Source organism: Pseudoalteromonas sp. McH1-7, assembly GCF_013366255.1.
GTDB lineage: Bacteria > Pseudomonadota > Gammaproteobacteria > Enterobacterales > Alteromonadaceae > Pseudoalteromonas > Pseudoalteromonas peptidolytica.
In genome coordinates, this window is the sequence record NZ_JABWPQ010000016.1 from 107,173 (window position 1) to 127,160 (window position 19,988).

A 19,988-nucleotide genomic window follows, 5' to 3' on the forward strand; every position below is an offset into this window, starting at 1 on the left:
CTCTGGGCTCAACGCCCGGAGGTTGTAACTGAAAAGTATAATTCAGTGTCAATAATCATCAATGGTATTATTGATAGACAGCGGCTTAGAGACAGCTTACATGAAGTGATTAATGAACATGAATCACTGCGTATGGAGCTGGTACATGATGAGCTGTATCATCAGCCAAGACAGAGTGTCGTATCACCTAAATTAATATGGCAGGAGACGCCAGAGGGTGATGATAATCAAATACCTACAAGTGGAAGCTACGGCGTTCATGCGACACTAACAGCACTCGCGACTGATAAACATCAGCTAGCTATCCGTGTGCCAGTATTGTTTACAGATAGCCAGAGTTTACAGAATATCTTTAAGCAATTAGTTTCTCGGTACAATGGTAAAGCTCCCTCATTGGCTTCAACAGAATATATTGATTATGGACTTTGGCAGCAAGAAATGATTGAACAAGACAATCAAGCTACCGAATTTTGGTCATATCATGAAAATGAAGTCGAGGATATTCAAGCACCTTCTGAGCGTGGTAATTATGAAGTTGGATTACCTGATTCAGTCGAAAGTAATATTGTTCTAGCGCAGTGGGCTGGTGTATTGGCTCAGTACTCGGGGAACAACCCATTATCTATCAATGTGGTACTAGACGGTCGTGTGAACCCAGAGCTTCGAGATGCGGTGGGCTTGTATGCGCGAGCGCTACCTCTACAGCTAACCATAGGTGAAACTGAATCTGTAAAAGATGTTGCGTTGCAACTCGCCGATAAGCTCAAGGCGAACAGCGCGTATCAATTATATGCACCTGAAGCGATCAGTAGTTCTATGGCATTTGCTTTTCAAGAGATACAAATTCACAATGTGCAGGCTTCTGAAGGGGCTGAGTTCGTTATTGTAGATCTAGACTGTTGCCATACTTATCAAGGCATTGTGCTAAAGTTGCTTTGTTTTGAAAATGGCAAAAGAGTAGCCAAGTTTGATTATGCAGAAGATCAATACACGACAGAACAGATTGAAGACTTAGCTAATATGCTCTTATGTGCGTTGTCTCATCAAGATGACGATAAGGCACTGTTGGCGACTCAGCTTTTAGATGCTGAAAAAGAGCAAAGCTTACTGTCACAGCTTAACCCTACACCATCTACCACACCTAACTTGACGAGTTTGTTTTCTGACTCTTTTGCTGCATATGCAAAAGATATCGCTGTAACAAATGGTGAGGTTAGTTATGATTATGCCACGCTAGGCTCCGATGTGGGTAAATGTATAGCCTTTCTAACATCCCATGGCTACGGACGTGGCGACACGATAGGTGTGATGTTGCCTCGAAGCTATGAGTTACTTGTACTTCTCCTTGCATCTATATATTCAGGAGTTAGCTATTGCGCCATTGACCCTAAAACAAAGGGTAAACGTCTAGAGCGTTTGCTGACAGGTCTCAAATGCACGTTTGTGAAGCACTCCTGTGTAGAGGTGCTAGATAGTGTATGTCACGACACGAAGGTCTTTGATATTGATTCGGCATGGCAAAGTATTAGTGAATGTTCTGAGGTCTTGCTGCAAGATATCACTGACAACACTGATATTGCATATCGACTTTATACTTCTGGTTCTACAGGTGAACCAAAAGGGGTCGAAGTAACTCGTCAAGGGCTCGCAAATTATTTATCTTATGCAGCTAAGCATTACTTATCTCATCAAGGTAACAGCTTAGTTCATACCGCCATAAGCTTCGACCTGACTGTAACCTCGTTGTTTTCTCCTTTACTTGTTGGTGGCAGCGTTCAGCTGGTTGAGGGCGATGAGACTGATGATTTTAAACGTGCGCTGGTTGATATCAAAAATATCAACTTACTTAAAATTACCCCATCACACCTGAAGCTAGTAAACAGCTGGCTCGCCTCAGGGGAGTTGGAAAGCCTTTGTATAACCCATTTGGTTGTTGGTGGCGAATCCTTACAGCATGAAGATTTGGCTCCTTTGTTCCAACACAATCCAGATATCAAGGTGTTCAATGAATATGGCCCCACAGAAGCAACTGTAGGTTGTTGTGTAGCTAGATTAGAGCGTGGTGGTAAGGGCAACGCTGCAATTGGTCTGCCAATCGACAATATGCAAATGTATGTGCTAGATAACGCCCTGCGAGTTGCACCTTATGGTATTGCTGGTGAAGTTTATATTGGTGGTACAGGACTTGCTGCCGGCTACTTTGAAAAAGAACAACTCACGCGTGAGCGCTTTTTGACAGTGCGTATAGCTGGCGAGGATAAGCGACTATATAAGTCGGGTGACGTTGCTAAGTTAAATCGCACGAAACAAGGTGCAGAGTTAGTATTTCTAGGACGTAATGATCGACAAATTAAGATTAATGGCTATAGAATTGAGCTAGATGAGATTGAGCGCGTTATTAGTCAAGTTAGCGGTAAGAATACCTTGGTTACTACTCGAGAAAATCAACTATCCAAATTGTCGATTTGTGCTTTTCTAGAGACTCCAGAGCAGGATCTAGAGGAAACGCTACCGTATCAATTAGAGGAATTTCTTCCACACTATATGATACCCGACAAAGTGATAACCTTAGATGCGTTCTCGCTTAACACCAACGGTAAAGTCGATATTCAAAAGCTGTTGGCTCATGCAGATTCAAAGCTTAGTAACGTTGCGTATGTAGAACCTAATACGCCCCTTGAAGCGCAGTTGGTGAGTATTTGGCAAGAGAGCTTAAAGGTTGAGCGAATAGGGATAAACGATAACTTTTTTTCCTTGGGTGGAGATTCTATTCGAGTAGTACAGATTGTTGGAGGTGCTAAAAAGCAACAATTGGAAATTTCTTCTGAAGATGTTTTTCAAGCGCCTACTATTGCAAAACTGGCCAACTTGATTGAAACGCGACAGAAACGTCAGGCTGCTGATGAAGCACAGCTAACAGAGCAGTTGCTAGCGGAAATAGAAATGCTTTCAGAAGAAGAAGTGGAGAGGCTTTTGGCTGAAGGCTAAAAGGTTTGGTAATCGGACAGGCAGAATAAGTATAACAATTATGAATAATCTTTCGAACAACAAAAAAAAATTACTAGCACTACTAAAGCAAAAAAAACTAAAAGAAAATGCCCAACATAACGTAGAACCGGTAGCTCCTTTTAGCTTAATTAGTGACCATGATAAGAGCTTGCTTGCCGATGATGTTGTAGACGCTTATCCGATCAGTGTCTTACAAATGGGCATGCTTCACCACATGGATATGAGTAATGGTGAAGAAAGTCCTGCTGATTACCATAACCTGACTACCTTTAGAGGGCGCATAAAAGGCGCCTTTGATAAAACGCTTTTTCAAGAAAGTATCAATATCATCGTAAAGGAGCACGATAACCTTAGAACTACTTTTGACTTAACGAACTTTAGTATCCCGCTTCAATTAGTGCATCGTGAAGCCTCTTTGGAAATGGGGTATGACGACCTTAGAGGTTTGTCTGAAGCAGAGCAAGAAGCTGAAATTAGTAGATATATCGAACTCGAAAATAAAAATATGTTTGATATTACTCAGGCTCCACTGATGCGTTTTCATGTACATCAAATAGAAGATGATGTGATCAGTCTATCCTTTACGGAGCCTCATTCTGTATCCGACGGTTGGAGTACACACTTAACCGTCATGGATATTTTTGATATTTATTTCGCGCTGCAAAGAGGGCAGACCTTCTCTTTGCCAGAACCGGCGCTGAAATATAGTGATTTTATTCACGAAGAATTGAAAATATTGAAATCTCAAGAAGCCATTGATTTTTGGGATGCAAAGCTTAAAGAATGCGTTAATACAGAGCTACCTTTCTTAGAAAAAGAAGTCGCGACACAAGAAGTAGACATATATAGCCATAAATACCCATTTAAATTACCCCGTGACATCGTTAAGCAACTGCATGAAGTGGTAAAAAAAACAGGGGTGCCATTCAAAGGAATTCTGCTGGCTATTCACTTTAAGTTTTTAAGTATTGTCACCGGTCAGAGCAATGTGACAACTGGTTTAGCATTTAATGGTCGGCTAGAAGCGGAAAACAGTGAGCAAATGCGCGGAATGTTCCTCAACACTTTGCCGGTAAGCATGGATCTGTCCGCGGGGAGTTGGCGCGATCTTATTCTTGCTTCGCATCAGTCTGAGCTAGAGCTAGTACCATTTCGTCGATACCCATTTGGTGCGATCCAGAAAAAGTACGGAACTCAGCCTGTTTTTCATACTCATTTAGGGTTTCTTCACTTTCACTCGATGGCAGATAAAATCGCCGAGGGGAATGTAGAAAAAATAAGCAATGTCGACTTATCAAAGACCAACTTTGATTTATCTACTGTGTTCTGTATGGATCCGAGCGATAAGTACAACATAGAATTTCTTGGTGAGGTAAACCTTAATAAAGTATCTAAGTCGCAATTTGTAAGTTATATGGAAGTTTACGTTCGACTGATGAAGGACTTAGTTGAAAACCTAGATAACCCCCATGCAAGTAGCTGTTTTTTGAGCAATGATGAAAAAGAAAAGCAGTTAGTATTGTGGAATCAACATGAACAGGAGTATGACCGTACTTTACATATTCACACTATGGTTGAGCGTTGTGCTGAGCTTTACCATGATAAAATTGCTGCAAAATATGACGATGAGTCTATTACTTATGGGGAACTAAATACAAGAGCTAACCAGCTGGCATATTGTCTTGTGGAGTTGGGACTAAAAAATAACGAACTAGTCGGTATCTGCTTAGAACGCTCCGTTGAGTCTTTAATCGCAATGACCGCGATCCTAAAAGCGGGAGGGGCGTATTTACCGTTAGATCCTGACTATCCCCAAGAACGCTTGGAATATATGTTTGAAGACACACAGTTAAATCTTGTTATTAGCACCAAAACGTTGCAATCAAAATTACCAGCTAATTCACATACCATGATTTGCTTAGACTCTTTTGGAGAAGAAAAGTGGGATCTTCAACATTTATCTACGCTACCGAGTACCAACCTACATCACTCAGAGTTACTTCCTAGCGAACAGCAGCTTGCTTATGTTATCTATACCTCAGGCTCCACGGGTAAACCTAAAGGTGTGGCAGTAACACATAATAATGTCGTTAGCCTTGTCGAGGACAATAAAAATATCGAAGTATTACCATCAGATGTTATGGCTCAGGCATCCAACGCCGCTTTTGATGCCGCGACCTATGAATTTTGGGGAGCATTGACTAAAGGCGCGATGATATGTGGGGTAAACAAAACGACTCTACTTTCTCCTGAACTTTTAAAAGCGCAAATTGAACAAGATAAGATTACAGTCATGTTTGTTACTACGGCGTTGTTTAATCGTATTGCCGACGAGCAACCGGACACTTTCCAATCGCTGAGAAAAGTTTTATTTGGGGGAGAGGCACACTCTCTAAAAGCGATTGGAAACATTCTATTGGGTAAATCACCACAGCAATTAGTACATGTTTACGGGCCAACAGAAACAACGACATTTGCGACAGCGTTTAAGTTTGACTGTAATGAGTTTCGCCGCTACGCGAGTGCGCCAATCGGTAAGCCATTGAGCAATCATAAATGTTATGTACTGAACCCACAGTTAGAACCTGTACCTGTTGGTAGTGTTGGTGAGCTATATATCGGCGGAGATGGCGTTGCGTGTGGATACTGGCAACGTGAAGTCTTAACGGATGAGCGCTTCATTCCTAACCCTTTTAATCACAGTGGTGCAGCAACGCTCTATAAAACAGGGGATACGGTACGTTACCTAAGTGATGGTAACATTGAATTTGTTGGTCGTGTTGATAACCAAGTAAAGATCCGAGGCTTCCGCATAGAGCTAGATGAGCTCAGTACAACACTACAGTCTTGTCCTATATTAAAAGACAGTACTGTCATCGTCAGAGAAGATGAACCTGGTGACAAAAAGTTAGTGGGCTATATTGTTTATCGTGATGACAGTGAAAGTAATTTAGACGAAGTAATCAAATATTTAAAATCCAAACTGCCTAGCTATATGGTACCAACACTGTTTGAGGAGCTTGAAAGTATCCCATTAACAGTAAACGGAAAAGTAGATAAAAAATCGCTGCCGAAGCCAACACTTACAGGACAGAATCAGAGCCACTTTGAAGCACCACGTAACACCAATGAAAAGATACTCTGCGAAATTTGGCAAGAAATTTTGGGTCTTGAGAAAGTGGGGATCCATGATAATTTCTTTACTTGTGGCGGTGACTCAATTATTTCAATTCAACTGGTATCTAAAGCAAATCGACAAGGTATTAGCATTAATACAAGGGATATATTTGAAGCACAAACAATCGCTGAACTTGCGAAGAAGTGTGCTGAAAATGATATGGTATCTGCTAGCAAGGTGAGCAGTGGTAAACTGATACTTCACCCAATCCAAGCTAATTTCTTCTCAACACAACATACAGATCACAATCACTTCCATCAATCCGCATGCTTGAGTGTACCAACAGATTTTGATATTAAGTTTTTGGATGAATTTGTTTCAGCTTTATACCAACGACATGACGTGTTGAGGTTAACTTTTGCAAAGCAAGATGAGAAGTGGCAGGGTAAGTTTGCACACATGGATACTGACAAATTAAGTCAGGTAGTTAAGCAGGTAAACTTAGACACTCGTGATGGTGAGTTAGCAACGCGTTATGAAGAGATAGGCTTTGAGTTTAAATCATCATTTGATATTTCATCGGGGCCGCTCCTTAATATCGTGTATATTGATAGCCAAGAACCTGAAAACAGACGCTTATTAATTATTATCCATCACCTTATTGTGGATGGTGTCAGCTGGCGGATCTTATTAGAGGATTTGAATTCGGCTTATCAACAGTATTTGGCTGATGGCAGTGTGTCTCTTACAGCTAGTGGCACTTCTTACAAAGATTATGCGGCGATGTTAAGCAATCAAGATAGCCAGCAGCGCTTTGAATCAGAAAAGCAATACTGGCTACATCAATTGCAAAATGGTGATCTAGTACTTCCATATCAAGATACTGATTCCAGCGATACTTATGCAGAAGCTGCAAATCAAGAGGTTGTTGTAGATGCTAAAACAACACAGTCATTATTAGGTCAGAGCAATGCACCATTTAAAACCAAAGTGAACGAGTTGCTCCTAAGTGCGCTTGCACTTGCGTTTAACCGCTGGTGTGGTTCTACTGCGATCAATGTCACACTCGAAGGTCATGGGCGAGAAGAGTTTCATGAAAACGTGAGTTTGTCTCAAACAATGGGCTGGTTCACGAGTATGTATCCTGTCCTGCTTAGTCACCAAGATTGTAAAGCCAGTGGTGGACTTGGAAATCTTATTTGCTCAGTTAAAGAGCAGCTAAGAAAAGTACCAAATAATGGAATAGGTTTTGGTGCGCTTAGCTATATATTTGACGACCAAGATATTAAGCGTGCGTGTGAGCAACATGAAAATAGCATCTTATTTAACTACCTAGGACAATTTGATCAACAAGCTGGTGAGCAAGCACTATTCAAAGGCGCAGGGGATTTTACCGGCGCAGATATTAGTGCCCAACATACTCGCAGTCATTTATTGGATATAAATGGCATGGTGTTTAATGGCGAGTTGAAGTTCCAAGTAAACTATCATGCAGAAAAGTTTGATAATGCAGACATTAAGAAATTTTGTTCATTTTTCGAATCTGCACTGATGGAAGTATCGGCGTATTGTGAACAGCCTAATGTAGAAAGACTAACACCTGCGGATTTCCCTTTATGTCAATTGAGTCAAGGTGAATTAGATACGCTACAGTCTCGTTATACCAATATCGCAGAGTTATATCCTGTAACTAGTATGCAAGCGGGATTGATTTATCATGGACTATTAAATACTGAGAAAGATTCTTATATTAATCAGCTAAACATTGAGTTTAAAGGCAAGTTTGAGATAGAACTGTTTAAAAAAGCGTGGTTAGCCGTGATCCAGCGGCACAATATCTTAAGAACGGCGTTTGTTGGGTTAGATCGTGAAACACCATTGCAGCTTGTATCTGAGTCAATTCAAATGGATTGGACACACCTAGATTGGAGTGCCAAAAGTGCAACTGAGGTAGAACATGAATTCGCTGACTTGTTGCAAGAAGACAAACAGCAAGGGTTTGATTTTTCAGTTCCTGGACTCATGCGCTTTTTCACCATTAAGGTTAATGCAACTTGCTATAAGTTCGCATGGACTCATCATCACACACTGATTGATGGTTGGTCACAGCCAATTTTATTTGGTGAAGTTTTTAGTGCCTATCAGGCTTTTGCAGCTAATCAACTACCTGAGTTTGTTGGTGAAGCTAACTATAAAGAGTACATAAAGTGGTGTGTTGAGCAACCACTGGATGAAGCGAAGCAGTTTTGGTCTGAACATCTCAAAACACTAGAATCACCAACTCAATTGGGCATTGAGAAGAGAGGGGGTGATGACACCTCCGTAGCCATTGCTGAGCAGAGAAAATCGTTAACCACAGATCTTACAAGCCAATTAAAGAAGGTTGCGGGTGAGGCACAAGTTACATTGAACACTTTAGTTCAAGCTGCTTGGGGTTATTTACTGCATCGCTATAGTGGTAACGATGAAGTTATATTTGGTGAAACGGTTTCTGGGCGCAATGTTGAAGTCGATAACGTGGATAAAATGGTTGGTTTATTTATCAAGACGTTACCTTCAGTTGTGTCGTTCACAAATGACACTCGTGTCGATCAGTGGTTGAAAGAGCTGCATGAGAATCAGAACAAACGAGATAAATTCAGTTACCTATCACTCACGCAAATTAAAGAATGTAGCCAATTTGATCCGATTGCACCGTTGTTTGATGTTGCAATGGTATTCGAAAACTATCCTATCGCGGATGCTCCTGAGCTTGGTCAGCAAGAGAGTGAGTTTGAAATCTCAGGCTTTAATGCAAAAGCACATGCACACTTTGGTATGAGTTTGATAGTCGCACCAGGCGAGGCTTTGACATTTGAATTAAATTATTCAGAGCAAAAATATGAAGCTCATTATGTTCAGACATTACTGGATCATCTTGAAACCATTTTAGCAGGCATTGTAAATAACTTAACAGCCAACGTCAGTGAGCTACCATTACTGACCGCAACTGAGCTGGATGCCGCGGTAATATCATCGGATAATGCCGCTGAAACTGTACCAGGTATGACAGTACACAGCTGGTTTGAACAACAAGTTGCACAGTACCCAACTCGTCCGGCTCTGCAGTTTCATGATGAGGTCATGAGCTATCAAGCTTTAAATATCGCGGCAAATCGATTTGCCGGGTATCTGCAAGCCCAGGGCGTTAATGCACAGAGTAAAGTCATTATTCACTGTGAACGTTCGTTTGAAATGATCGTTGCGGTTTTAGCCGTTTTAAAAGCGGGAGCATCGTATGTTCCTCTTGATGTATCTTACCCTGTTGAGCGCAAAGATTATGTGATTAATGATTCTGGAGCTGCAGTTATTATTACACACTCAGCGCTAGAGGAGACGTTACCGACTCATTCTTGTGATGTCGTTAGTGTCGATAATTTATCTGAATTAACTGCGGCCTATTCCGAGTGTAATACCGTCAGTGAACACACTGGTGCGAAGCCAAATGACCTTGCATATGTTATTTATACATCTGGCTCGACTGGCAATCCAAAAGGTGTGTTGATTGAGCATGCGTCAATGTTAAATTTAGCTCGCCAACAGACTGGTTTGTTTGCAGTTGATCAGCAAAGCAGAGTGTTGCAGTTTGCATCGCTGAGCTTTGACGCCGCGGCATGGGAACTACTCATGGCATTATGCAATGGTGCTTGCTTATGCTTGATTGACGCTCACACATTGATGAATCCAGATCTAATGGCTCAATACCTTTCTGACCAAGAGATCACACATGCTACGCTGCCTCCGGCGCTGCTAGTAAACTTAGCCTCAGAGCAATTTAGTCAATTAGAAACTTTGATTGTGGCAGGTGAAGCCATATCAAAAGAGCAGGCAATCATTTGGTCAGAAGGACGGAAATTATTTAATGCCTACGGACCAACGGAGAATACAGTGTGTATTTCTGTTGGAGAAATTACCACAGAGAATGTGCATATTGGACGCCCGATTGGTAATGTCGAGTGCTTTATTCTTGACGCATATCAAAGGCCAGTGCCTGCTGGTTGTGTCGGGGAACTATATGTTGGTGGCCGAGGTCTGGCGCGAAGCTATTTAAACTTACCTGAAGTAACCGCTGAGAAATTCCTGACACTTCCAACAAATGTGGTGGGAAGTAATACCGAGCGAGTATACCGAACCGGTGATTTAGTGAGGCTTAACCTTGAAGGTAATCTTGAGTTTATAGGGAGAGTTGATAGCCAAGTCAAAATAAGAGGCTTCAGAGTGGAGCTAGGTGAGATAGAGAGCGTTATTAACAGCTTCGATTTCATTGCAAATAGTGCTGTTCTCTTGGCACAGGGAGAATCACATGACAATAGATTGATCGCCTTTATCGAGACGACTGAAGCGCTGACAAATGCAGCGGATGATGTATTCACCTTGTTGGAAGCTAAGTTACCGTCTTACATGCTGCCTTCAACTATTAATGTGCTTGAAGCATTGCCTTTAAACCATAATGGCAAAGTGGATCGCAAAGCCCTCAGTCAAAAAATACAAAGTGAACCGAGCACGCTGGAGTATGAAGCGCCAAAATTTGAAATTGAAGCACAATTGATAGCGCTGTGGCAAAGTTTGCTCAATAAGCGCAATATTGGGATAAAAGATAACTTCTTTAAGTTGGGTGGAAACTCTCTGTTGGCCATGCGGTTAAGAGAAAAAATTGTTCAAGAGTTGGAAATTGAGGTTTCAGTCACAGACATCTTTAACTACCCAACGGTGGAGCAATTGGCAGGTTTCATTCTGCATGAGCACAAAGATAACCCATTAGTAAATACGGCGCTGATTCAGTTTACCGAAGAAGGTAGCGGCAATGTCCCAATCGCGGTTGTCGGTATGTCTACTCGCTTCGGTAACACACAAAACTTTGAGGAGTTTTGGTCGTTGCTTGAGTCAGGACATGAGGCTATTGAAGAGCTGACTGATGAGCAGCTACGAGCAGCAGGTATTTCAGAGAAGCTAATTGGTAACCCAGAGTATATTAGGAAAACTTTCCGTTTTCAGGGAATGGAAATGTTTGATGCGGAGTTCTTTGAATTTAGTGAACGACAGGCTGAGATGACAGATCCACAGCACCGAGTGCTGTTGGAGTGTGCATATGAAGCTATGGAAATAGCTGGATACCCAAGTGAACCTGAATCAGGAAGTGTGGGTGTTTTTGTTGGCAAGAGCGACAATATTGGGTGGATCCAAAAGATGATGTCGCAAAGTCATGGGCATAATGCCGTTGATGGCATGGAAGCGATGAAAGCATCATCGGGCGCTTTTTTATCGACTCAGCTTTCTTACAATCTAAACCTCACTGGACCGAGTGTTAATATCAATACGGCTTGCTCAACGTCACTTGTTGCAGTTCACCAAGCATGTAAAAGTATTCAAAATGGTGAATGCACGATGGCCTTAGCGGGAGGGGTTTCTATCTCGGCTATGGAGCCTGCAGGTTATGTTCATCAAGAAGGCTTTATCACCTCAAAAGATGGACATTGTCGCCCGTTTGATGAGAGCGCGAGTGGGACACGAGTAGGACAAGGTGCTGGTATGGTGTTACTAAAGCGCTTAGATCTTGCTATTGAGGACGGTGATACCATCTTCGCAGTCGTCAAAGGCTCGGCTATAAATAACGATGGGTCGCTAAAGCCTGGCTATACAGCACCGAGTGTTGAGGGGCAAGCTAAAGCAATTGCGAGTGCAATGACAGTGGCAGGTGTTGAACCCAGCACGATAGGTTTTGTTGAAGCGCATGGTACAGGTACTTATTTAGGAGATCCGATAGAGGTTCGAGCGCTTAACCGAGCATATAAGAGTGTTGCTGGCAAAGAACTAGATAAACAGTCGATCGCGCTAGGTACGCTCAAAGCCAATATCGGCCATTTGGATACAGCAGCTGGTGTAGCTGGATTTATACATGCCGTTTGTGCACTTAATTATAAGAAAATATCTCCAAATATTAATTTTAACAGCCCGAATCCTGAACTTGATCTACAGTCGACCCCATTCTATTTAGAGAATGAATTACGCGAATGGAAAGGTGGTGTGGAGCCGAGAAGAGGTGCTGTAAGCTCCTTTGGTATTGGTGGAACGAATGCACATGTTATTTTGGAAGAGTTTGAAGGATCCGGTGAGGACAGAAGCCGTATGAAATATCACGTATTACCTTTATCAGCAAAATCTCCAGAGGCGTTAATTGCAAGTAAGGGGAGATTGTCTGCATACATCAATAGCCATGCGGATATTGATGTGGCGAATATGGCGTATACTTTGCAGCAAGGCAGAAAACCTTACCAGTATAGAGATGCGTTGGTCGTGACGTCGGCATCTGAAGCGACTGAATTACTACAAACAACAGCTCAAAAAGTACATCGCGCAGCGTCTCGTGAGCTGACCTTTATGTTCCCAGGGCAAGGTGCACAATATACCGGTATGCTACTGTCTCTATATCAGTCTAGTGATGAGTTTAAACAGCAACTAGACGAGTGTATCGCGCTATTTAATCCATACCTAGACAGTGACTTGTACGCAGTCTGCTTTGACCCCGAAAAAGAAAGGTTATTAGATCAGACTAACTACACTCAAGCTGCGTTATTTAGTATTGAATACGCGTTAGCACGTCACCTTATGACTCTTGGGATCAAGCCGAGTGCGATGATAGGCCATAGTATAGGAGAGTACGTGGCTGCATGTCTTGCTGGTGTGTTCAGTCTAGAAGATGCGATTCATATCGTAGCGAATCGTGGTAGGTTAATGCAGAGCATGCCAACAGGTAATATGGTGGCGATTAAATGTACGGCTCAGCAAGCTAATGAGATTGCGGCTCAGTTTAATTTATGTGTAGCTGCAACAAATGCAAAAGAGAGCATCGTGCTATCAGGCGACAGTGACTCTATCTCTCGTTGTCTAGCGTCTCTTGAAGCAAACTCGATTAAGTACAAGAAATTAAAAGGTGATAGAGCATTCCATTCGCGTCATACCCACTCAATCTTGATGGAGTTTAAGTCTGTTTTTGATGGCATTTCTCTACACGCTCCTGCATTACCTTTTATTTCCAATGTGAGCGGCGACTGGATCACGCCGGATCAGGCTATGACAGCGCAATACTGGGTTGAGCAGCTTGCTGGGGAAGTGCGCTTTGCCAGTGGGATTGAAAGTTTGATAAATCGTTATCCAGAGCATGCGCTATTAGAAGTTGGGCCTGGGAAAACGCTAGCGGGCTTGGTCTCAATGCATCTTCCTGAGCTAATAGAAAGTGTCGTACCTTTTGTGTCATTAGCGGATAACCATAGTGAAGGCGAAGAGCTAGTCGCCAATGTAATGGCTAAACTTTGGTCAATTGGTGCTCATATTGATTGGTCAGTTTGCTATCGTGGTGAGAAAAGAAGACGCATTCCTTTGCCGACGTATGCGTTCCAGAGAAAGCGGTTTGAACCACAAATACGCCAAGAGATGCACAGTGCAACTACCAATCAAAACAATAAGCTAGACTTTAGTAAGTGGTTCTATGCACCAAATTGGCTGCGCAAGCCAAACCAGCCTAGCCAAGTAGATGGCCATAGATGTTTATATATTCATGATGCTAAGCATGATCCATCTCTACATATTGCGCAGTTAACAAGGGCAAACGTAGAAGTTGTTCAAGCGATGGGTGCTCAAGCAACGAGGCAAATCAGTGATTCAACATTTGAGGTTAACTTAGCATCTGAGCAAGGAATGGTTGCACTATTCACGCTGCTAGAGGAACAGCACTTTGACCATATTGTCATGCCGTTGGGCTTTAGTACACAAGCCAGTAGTGCGATGTTGTCCTATGAAGCGCGTTTACAAAACGACTTCTATCCTGCATTTTTCATGTTTAAAGCGCTTGCAGAAATTCACAGGTCAGACTTGAAAGTCACGCTGTTAACAGCTGAAGCATTTGAAGTCGTGGGTTATGAAAATAACAACGCAATTGCCGCGATGCTCCCTGCATTATGTAAGAGTGCAACTGCTGAGCTCGTGAATATTGATGCGGGTGTGGTAGATATAGAAAACACACAGGCTTCATTCAGTCATAGTTGGGTAGATGAATTAGGCCGCGTGTTCAGTAACGATAGAATTGTCGCGCTTAGAGGAAAAAATCGTTATGTTGAGACCTACTCGCAGGTAGATGTTTCAAGTTCTGCGTCCAATCTTAGCCAAGTAAAAGAGAATGGTACTTATATCATTATTGGTGGATTAGGTGGGATGGGATTGGCGGTTGCAGAAGAGTTAGTTTCTAAGGCAAGTGTAAACCTTGTGCTCACAACAAGAACTCAATCTACAATTGCTGATTTACAGACAAGGCTTGAACCACAGGCATATCAGCGCTTACAAGATATTAATAATAGTGCGATGTCTTGCCAGATTAGCGCACTTGATGTCGCCGACAGTCAAGCATTTGAAGCCTTTGTTACTGATTGTATTGCGACAACAGGCACGATTGACGGGATTGTATACTGTGCGGGGGTGCCTGGCGCTGATAAGCCCATCGCTGAGTTAGATATTGCAGAGTTACAAGCGGTTATGGCAAGTAAGGTCTCAGGGCTAATCAACCTAGAAATGGTAATTAAACGCCATGAATTGCAGCCTAACTTCATTACCTTGATGTCATCATTACAAACCGTGGTGGATACCCATAAAAACCGAGTTGATTATGGTGCTGCAAATAGTTTTGTTGATAACTTTATCGCGCAGCTATCTGAAACAATACCTACGTGCCAAATCCAAGTAATTAATTGGAACACTTGGAGTGAATCGGGTATGGCTGTGAACGCCGTATCGGAGCAATCTTTGGAAGTTAACATTGCTGAAAAAGTCATAAATAGCATTTCTAATAGTGAAGGTCGAAGAGTTTTCGCAACGGCCTTAAATAGTGGCTATCAGCGTATTGCAATCTGTGCTACTGACTTATCAGAATTGAAAAATCTTGAAAAACAAGCTTTGAAAAAAGCACAGCCCAAGCAGGAACAACAACTAACCTCGGATGAGGCTGCCGAAATCTTTGATAGTATATTGTTTGATATTCTTGGCTGTCAGGAGGTAGATTTACGTCAGAATTTCCATGCGTTAGGCGGGGACTCTTTGGCTGCTATTCGCTTAAATGCGCAATTTGCAGAGCGCCTTGGCGTCGATATTTCGATGGCGGAGATCATGGAATCACAAAGCATGTTGTCTTTATTTGACAGCATAAACCAAAAGCTAGGTGACTCTGTACAGAAAAGGCAAACCATTGCGAGTGTGGAAAAGCTGTATGGCCCACTTACTTTTGCACAGCAACGCCTTTGGTTCATAGATGAAATGGAAGGTGGAAGCTCTGCATATAACCAAGCTTGGGCTATCAAATTAACAGGTGAGCTAAATACGGTTGCGATGGAAAATGCAATCAAGTCAGTGATTGAACGCCACACAATCCTAAGAACAACGTATCATCAGGGTGATGAGGCCTTCCAACAAATTAATGAAAATTTCGAATTTGAGTTGGCATTAGTTGATATTAGCAATGTTAACAAAGCGCAGAGAGATGATGAAATCGAGCGCATAATTAATGAAGAGCAACGCCTACCATTTGTACTTTCTCAGGATCTCATGGTGAGGTCAAAGTTACTTAGACTGGGACAAACAGAACATGTCTTGCTGTTTTCACAGCATCATATTTGTACAGATGGTTTTTCAATGAGTCGCTTATTTGAGGAGTTAAGCTTCTACTATAATGGCTTCCTGAGTGATAATAAGCCGGCTTTACCAGCACTTCCTATTCAGTATATGGACTATGCTTACTGGCAGCGTGAACATATGCAAGGCGAGACGTTTGCGGCTGAGCTTGAATCTGTGTGTGAAAGGTTGAGAGGTGCACCTCAGGTACATAGTCTTCCTTTAGATTTCCAGCGACCAAATCAACAGAGTTATCGTGGTGATAAGTGGATCAGTAATCTAGACAATACGCTATCTAAAAAGCTCCATGCGCTGGCAAAATCGACAAATACGACCCTATTTATGGTGATGAATAGTGCGCTTTCTATACTCATTTCAAAACTTGGGACAGAAAATGATGTAGTCATTGGTACTCCTGTAGCTAACAGAGGTGAGCAAGAGACCATGCCATTGATTGGTTTTTTTGTGAACACAATGGCTATTCGTACGCAAGTTGATGTTGAGCAATCATTTACTGAACTACTGACACAGGTTAAAGAGGAATGCCTTCATACATACGAAAATCAACATATTCCTTTTGAGTTAGTCGTTGAAAAAATTAACCCAGAGAGAAGCTTGGGATACCATCCTTTGGTACAAATTTTACTGGTTGTACAAGATAAGAATGTGGGTGATCTACAGCTAAATAACCTTGATATTGAACGTATGTTACCTAGTGAAGCTTATAGTAAGTTTGACTTGAGTGTAAATGTGACCGATCACGATGATGGTATAGAGGTTTGCTGGGAGTATGCGAAAGATTTGTTTGCTGAGTCTAGTATGGCACGTTTTACCAAACACTTTATCACTTTGTTAAATAATATTGTTGAAAATCAATCTCTTCCAATAGCTGAATTGTCTTTGATTAGCCCAGAAGAGCAAGTTGAGTTATTGTCTTTTGCCCAAGGTGAGGTGATAGAGCTATCTAAAGAGCCGACGATCCACGCCTTATTTGAACAGCAAGTCCAGAAAACACCAGAAGCGACTGCTGTGAGTTACGATGATGACACGCTAACTTATGCAGAACTTAATAACCGAGCGAACCAATTAGCGAGTTACTTGAAGCAAAAAGGTGTTGGGGAAAATAAATATGTGGCCCTGTACATGGATCGCTCCGTCGAGTTGGTGGTAGCAATTTGGGCTGTGTTAAAAGCTGGTGGTGCATATATTCCTTTGGATGTGTCAACGCCGAGTGAGCGCTTAGCTACGATCCTGATGGATAGTCAGCCTGTCTGTATTTTGACTCAGCAGCATCTATATGACTTGGTCGCTCCATGCTCCGCTCTTCCAGTGATCGCGCTCAATGAGCAAAGTCTACAAGCTGAGCTTATGAGTTATACTACTGTAAATCAGTCAATTAACTCTCAGTCACCAGATAGTTGTGCCTATGTTATTTACACCTCAGGCTCGACAGGCACACCAAAAGGCGTTGTTTGTACTCATAGAGGACTGATTAACCGTATTGATTGGATGCAAAATGAATTTAAATTGCATCAAAGTGATGTCGTGCTGCAAAAAACACCTTACAGTTTCGATGTATCTGTTTGGGAGTTTGTATGGCCTCTTACTTCGGGTGCTAAACTTGTCGTGATGCGACCAGAGGAACACAAAGATCCAGAACAAATCCGTCAGTTAATTCAAGCAAAGCAAGTAACCACTTTACACTTTGTGCCCTCAATGCTGAATGCGATGTTAAGTGCTGATGCATGGCATGGATGTGATTCTGTTGCCCGTGTAATTTGTAGCGGAGAAGCTTTACCCATAGAACTGCAAAATACTTTCTATAGCAAAGCAAAACAGGCTTCATTACATAATTTATATGGCCCAACAGAAGCATCGATAGATGTGAGCTTTTGGCACTGCCCGAATGATACATCGGCAAAGACGGTTCCGATTGGTAAACCTATCCAAAATACGCAGCTGATCATTTTAGATGAGCATCAGCGACTTGTTCCTCACGGTGTGGTTGGTGAGCTGTATATTGGTGGTGTTGGTCTTGCGAGAGAGTACCTTAACCGACCAGAATTAACGGCTTCGACCTTTATTGCTAATCCATATTCTAGCTTGAACACACAGCGATTATATAAGTCAGGAGATCTTGCATATGTTAATCAACAAGGGCAAATCGAATATGTTGGACGTATCGATGATCAAGTGAAGATCCGAGGGCTTCGTATCGAATTGGGAGAAATTGAGTACCATTTAAACAATATTGAGCAAATATCTAAAACCACAGTGCTTGCAAGACAGGATCTGTCAGGTAACACCCGACTGGTTGCATATTACAGTGTGGTTGGCGATGCAGAACTTACAAATGAACAACTACATCAAGCACTTGTTGCGGTGTTACCTGAATATATGGTGCCAGCAACTTTCGTGCTGATGGAGCAATGGCCGCTAACGGTAAGTGGTAAAGTAGATAAAAAGCAATTGCCCAACCCTGTGATGCAGACAGCATCGGAATACCTTGCTCCGCAGACGGATGTCGAAAAAGTACTTAGCAGTATTTGGGAGGAATTGTTAGGTATTGCAAAGGTAGGTATTAAAGATAACTTTTTCTCGCTGGGCGGAGACTCTATTTTATCCACTCAAGTCGTGGCTAGAGCGAAAAGGGCAGGTTTAACGTTTACAATTAAAGATATGTTTAATTATCAAACGATCCAAGAGCTTGCACCTGTAGTGATGAGTAATGCTGCAATTGATATTCCTCAAGAAGCAGTCGTTGGAGAGCAGTTACTCACACCAATTCAAAAACAATTTGTCGAGAAGCGTTTAGCTAACCCAAATCACTATAACCAGGCCGTATTATTAAATGCTCCAGAGGGAATGCAGCTATCTGAGCTAGAAACAATTGCAAAAAGTGTAATATCTAGGCATGATGTACTACGTCTGAAGTTTGGACTTGAACAAAATCAATATTGTTACATCCCCGAGTCTGATATTGATATTTCTACTGTTGTACAGGAAGTTAGCTTTACTGAGATTGCTGATTCGGAGCAAGCAAAAGCAATTGAGCTTTTCTGCGGGGGTCTGCAAGAGTCTCTGAATATCAGCAGTGGAGAGACATTTAAGCTTGCTTTAATCCATCTTGGAAATGGCCGCTTGAAGCTGTTTATCTTGGGACATCACTTAATTATCGATGGTGTTTCATGGCGGATAATCATGGCGGATCTAGAACAAGCTTGGGAAGATTTGAAATCTGGTAATGATGTGTTATTGTCTGCTAAGACAACTTCTTATCAGTTTTGGGGTCAGACGCTATCTGACTATGCATGTAGTGATGATTTGCTAAGCCAACGTGAATATTGGATTGATCAGCTAAGTAAATATGAGCAGCACAATATCGAGTGTTTGGCTGATACGCAGGACAGCATTATTAGTACTGCAAGCCTTGCTGTTTCTGAGGAAGACACTGCACAGCTTGTAGATTCCGCAAATAGTGCATATAGAACAAAAGTGCATGAGCTGATTATAGCGGCTGTATTTAGTGCATTTCGACAATGGTCTGGCGCTGAAACCATACGTGTGGATATTGAAGGCCATGGGCGGGAAAATATTGCCGATGGGATTGACCTAAGTGATACGGTAGGCTGGTTTACGTCAATCTACCCATTAATGTTAAATGCACCGATGAATGAACCTGTTGGTGAGTTGATTAAGTTAGTTAAAGATTCGTATAGAGGTGTGCCTGACAACGGTATTGGGTTTGGTGCCTTGCGTTATCTAGCAAATGACCATGAGATACAAGCGCTTGACGAAAGCACTAGTAGCTATAATGTCGTGTTCAATTATCTTGGTCAGTTTGACAACATTGCTTCGGCGAAATCAGCGTTTTCCTTTGCTGAAGAAAAAACGGGTCTATCGTCGAGTGCAGAGAATAAGATTGACGATTTTATCACTGTGAATGCTCTTATTTATCAAGGTAGGCTCAAGGTTGATATTTCATCAATTAAAGTCGGTGAAGCACAATTAGCGCAATTGCTGTCATACCTAGAGCAAAGTATCGAGACAGTGTTGCTGGCTTGTCATAGCAAGCTAGCAGAGCAAGAGATGATTGCCGAGTATAACGAGCTTGCACATTCGCTTCCTAAGCAAGTTGAAGCAATTGAAATTTAAAAACGGATAATAG

The 19,988-nt window shown here is 42.1% G+C and carries 2 protein-coding genes; both read left to right on the forward strand.

The genetic code is table 11. From position 1 onward, the window contains the following. Positions 1–45 precede the first annotated feature (45 nt). Positions 46–2,988, forward strand: a complete 2,943-nt coding sequence (locus HUZ36_RS12805) for an AMP-binding protein (RefSeq protein WP_176033049.1) — start codon at positions 46–48, stop codon at positions 2,986–2,988. 40 nt (positions 2,989–3,028) lie between these two features. Continuing rightward, positions 3,029–19,975: a non-ribosomal peptide synthetase/type I polyketide synthase gene (locus tag HUZ36_RS12810; RefSeq protein ID WP_176033050.1), complete on the forward strand. Its 16,947-nt coding sequence runs from the start codon at positions 3,029–3,031 to the stop codon at positions 19,973–19,975. The last annotated feature ends 13 nt before the right edge of the window (positions 19,976–19,988 follow it).

Coding starts and splice junctions, on each gene's coding strand:
- HUZ36_RS12810 (WP_176033050.1), top strand. CDS start 3,029: ATGAATAATCTTTCGAACAACAAAAAAAAATTACTAGCACTACTAAAG.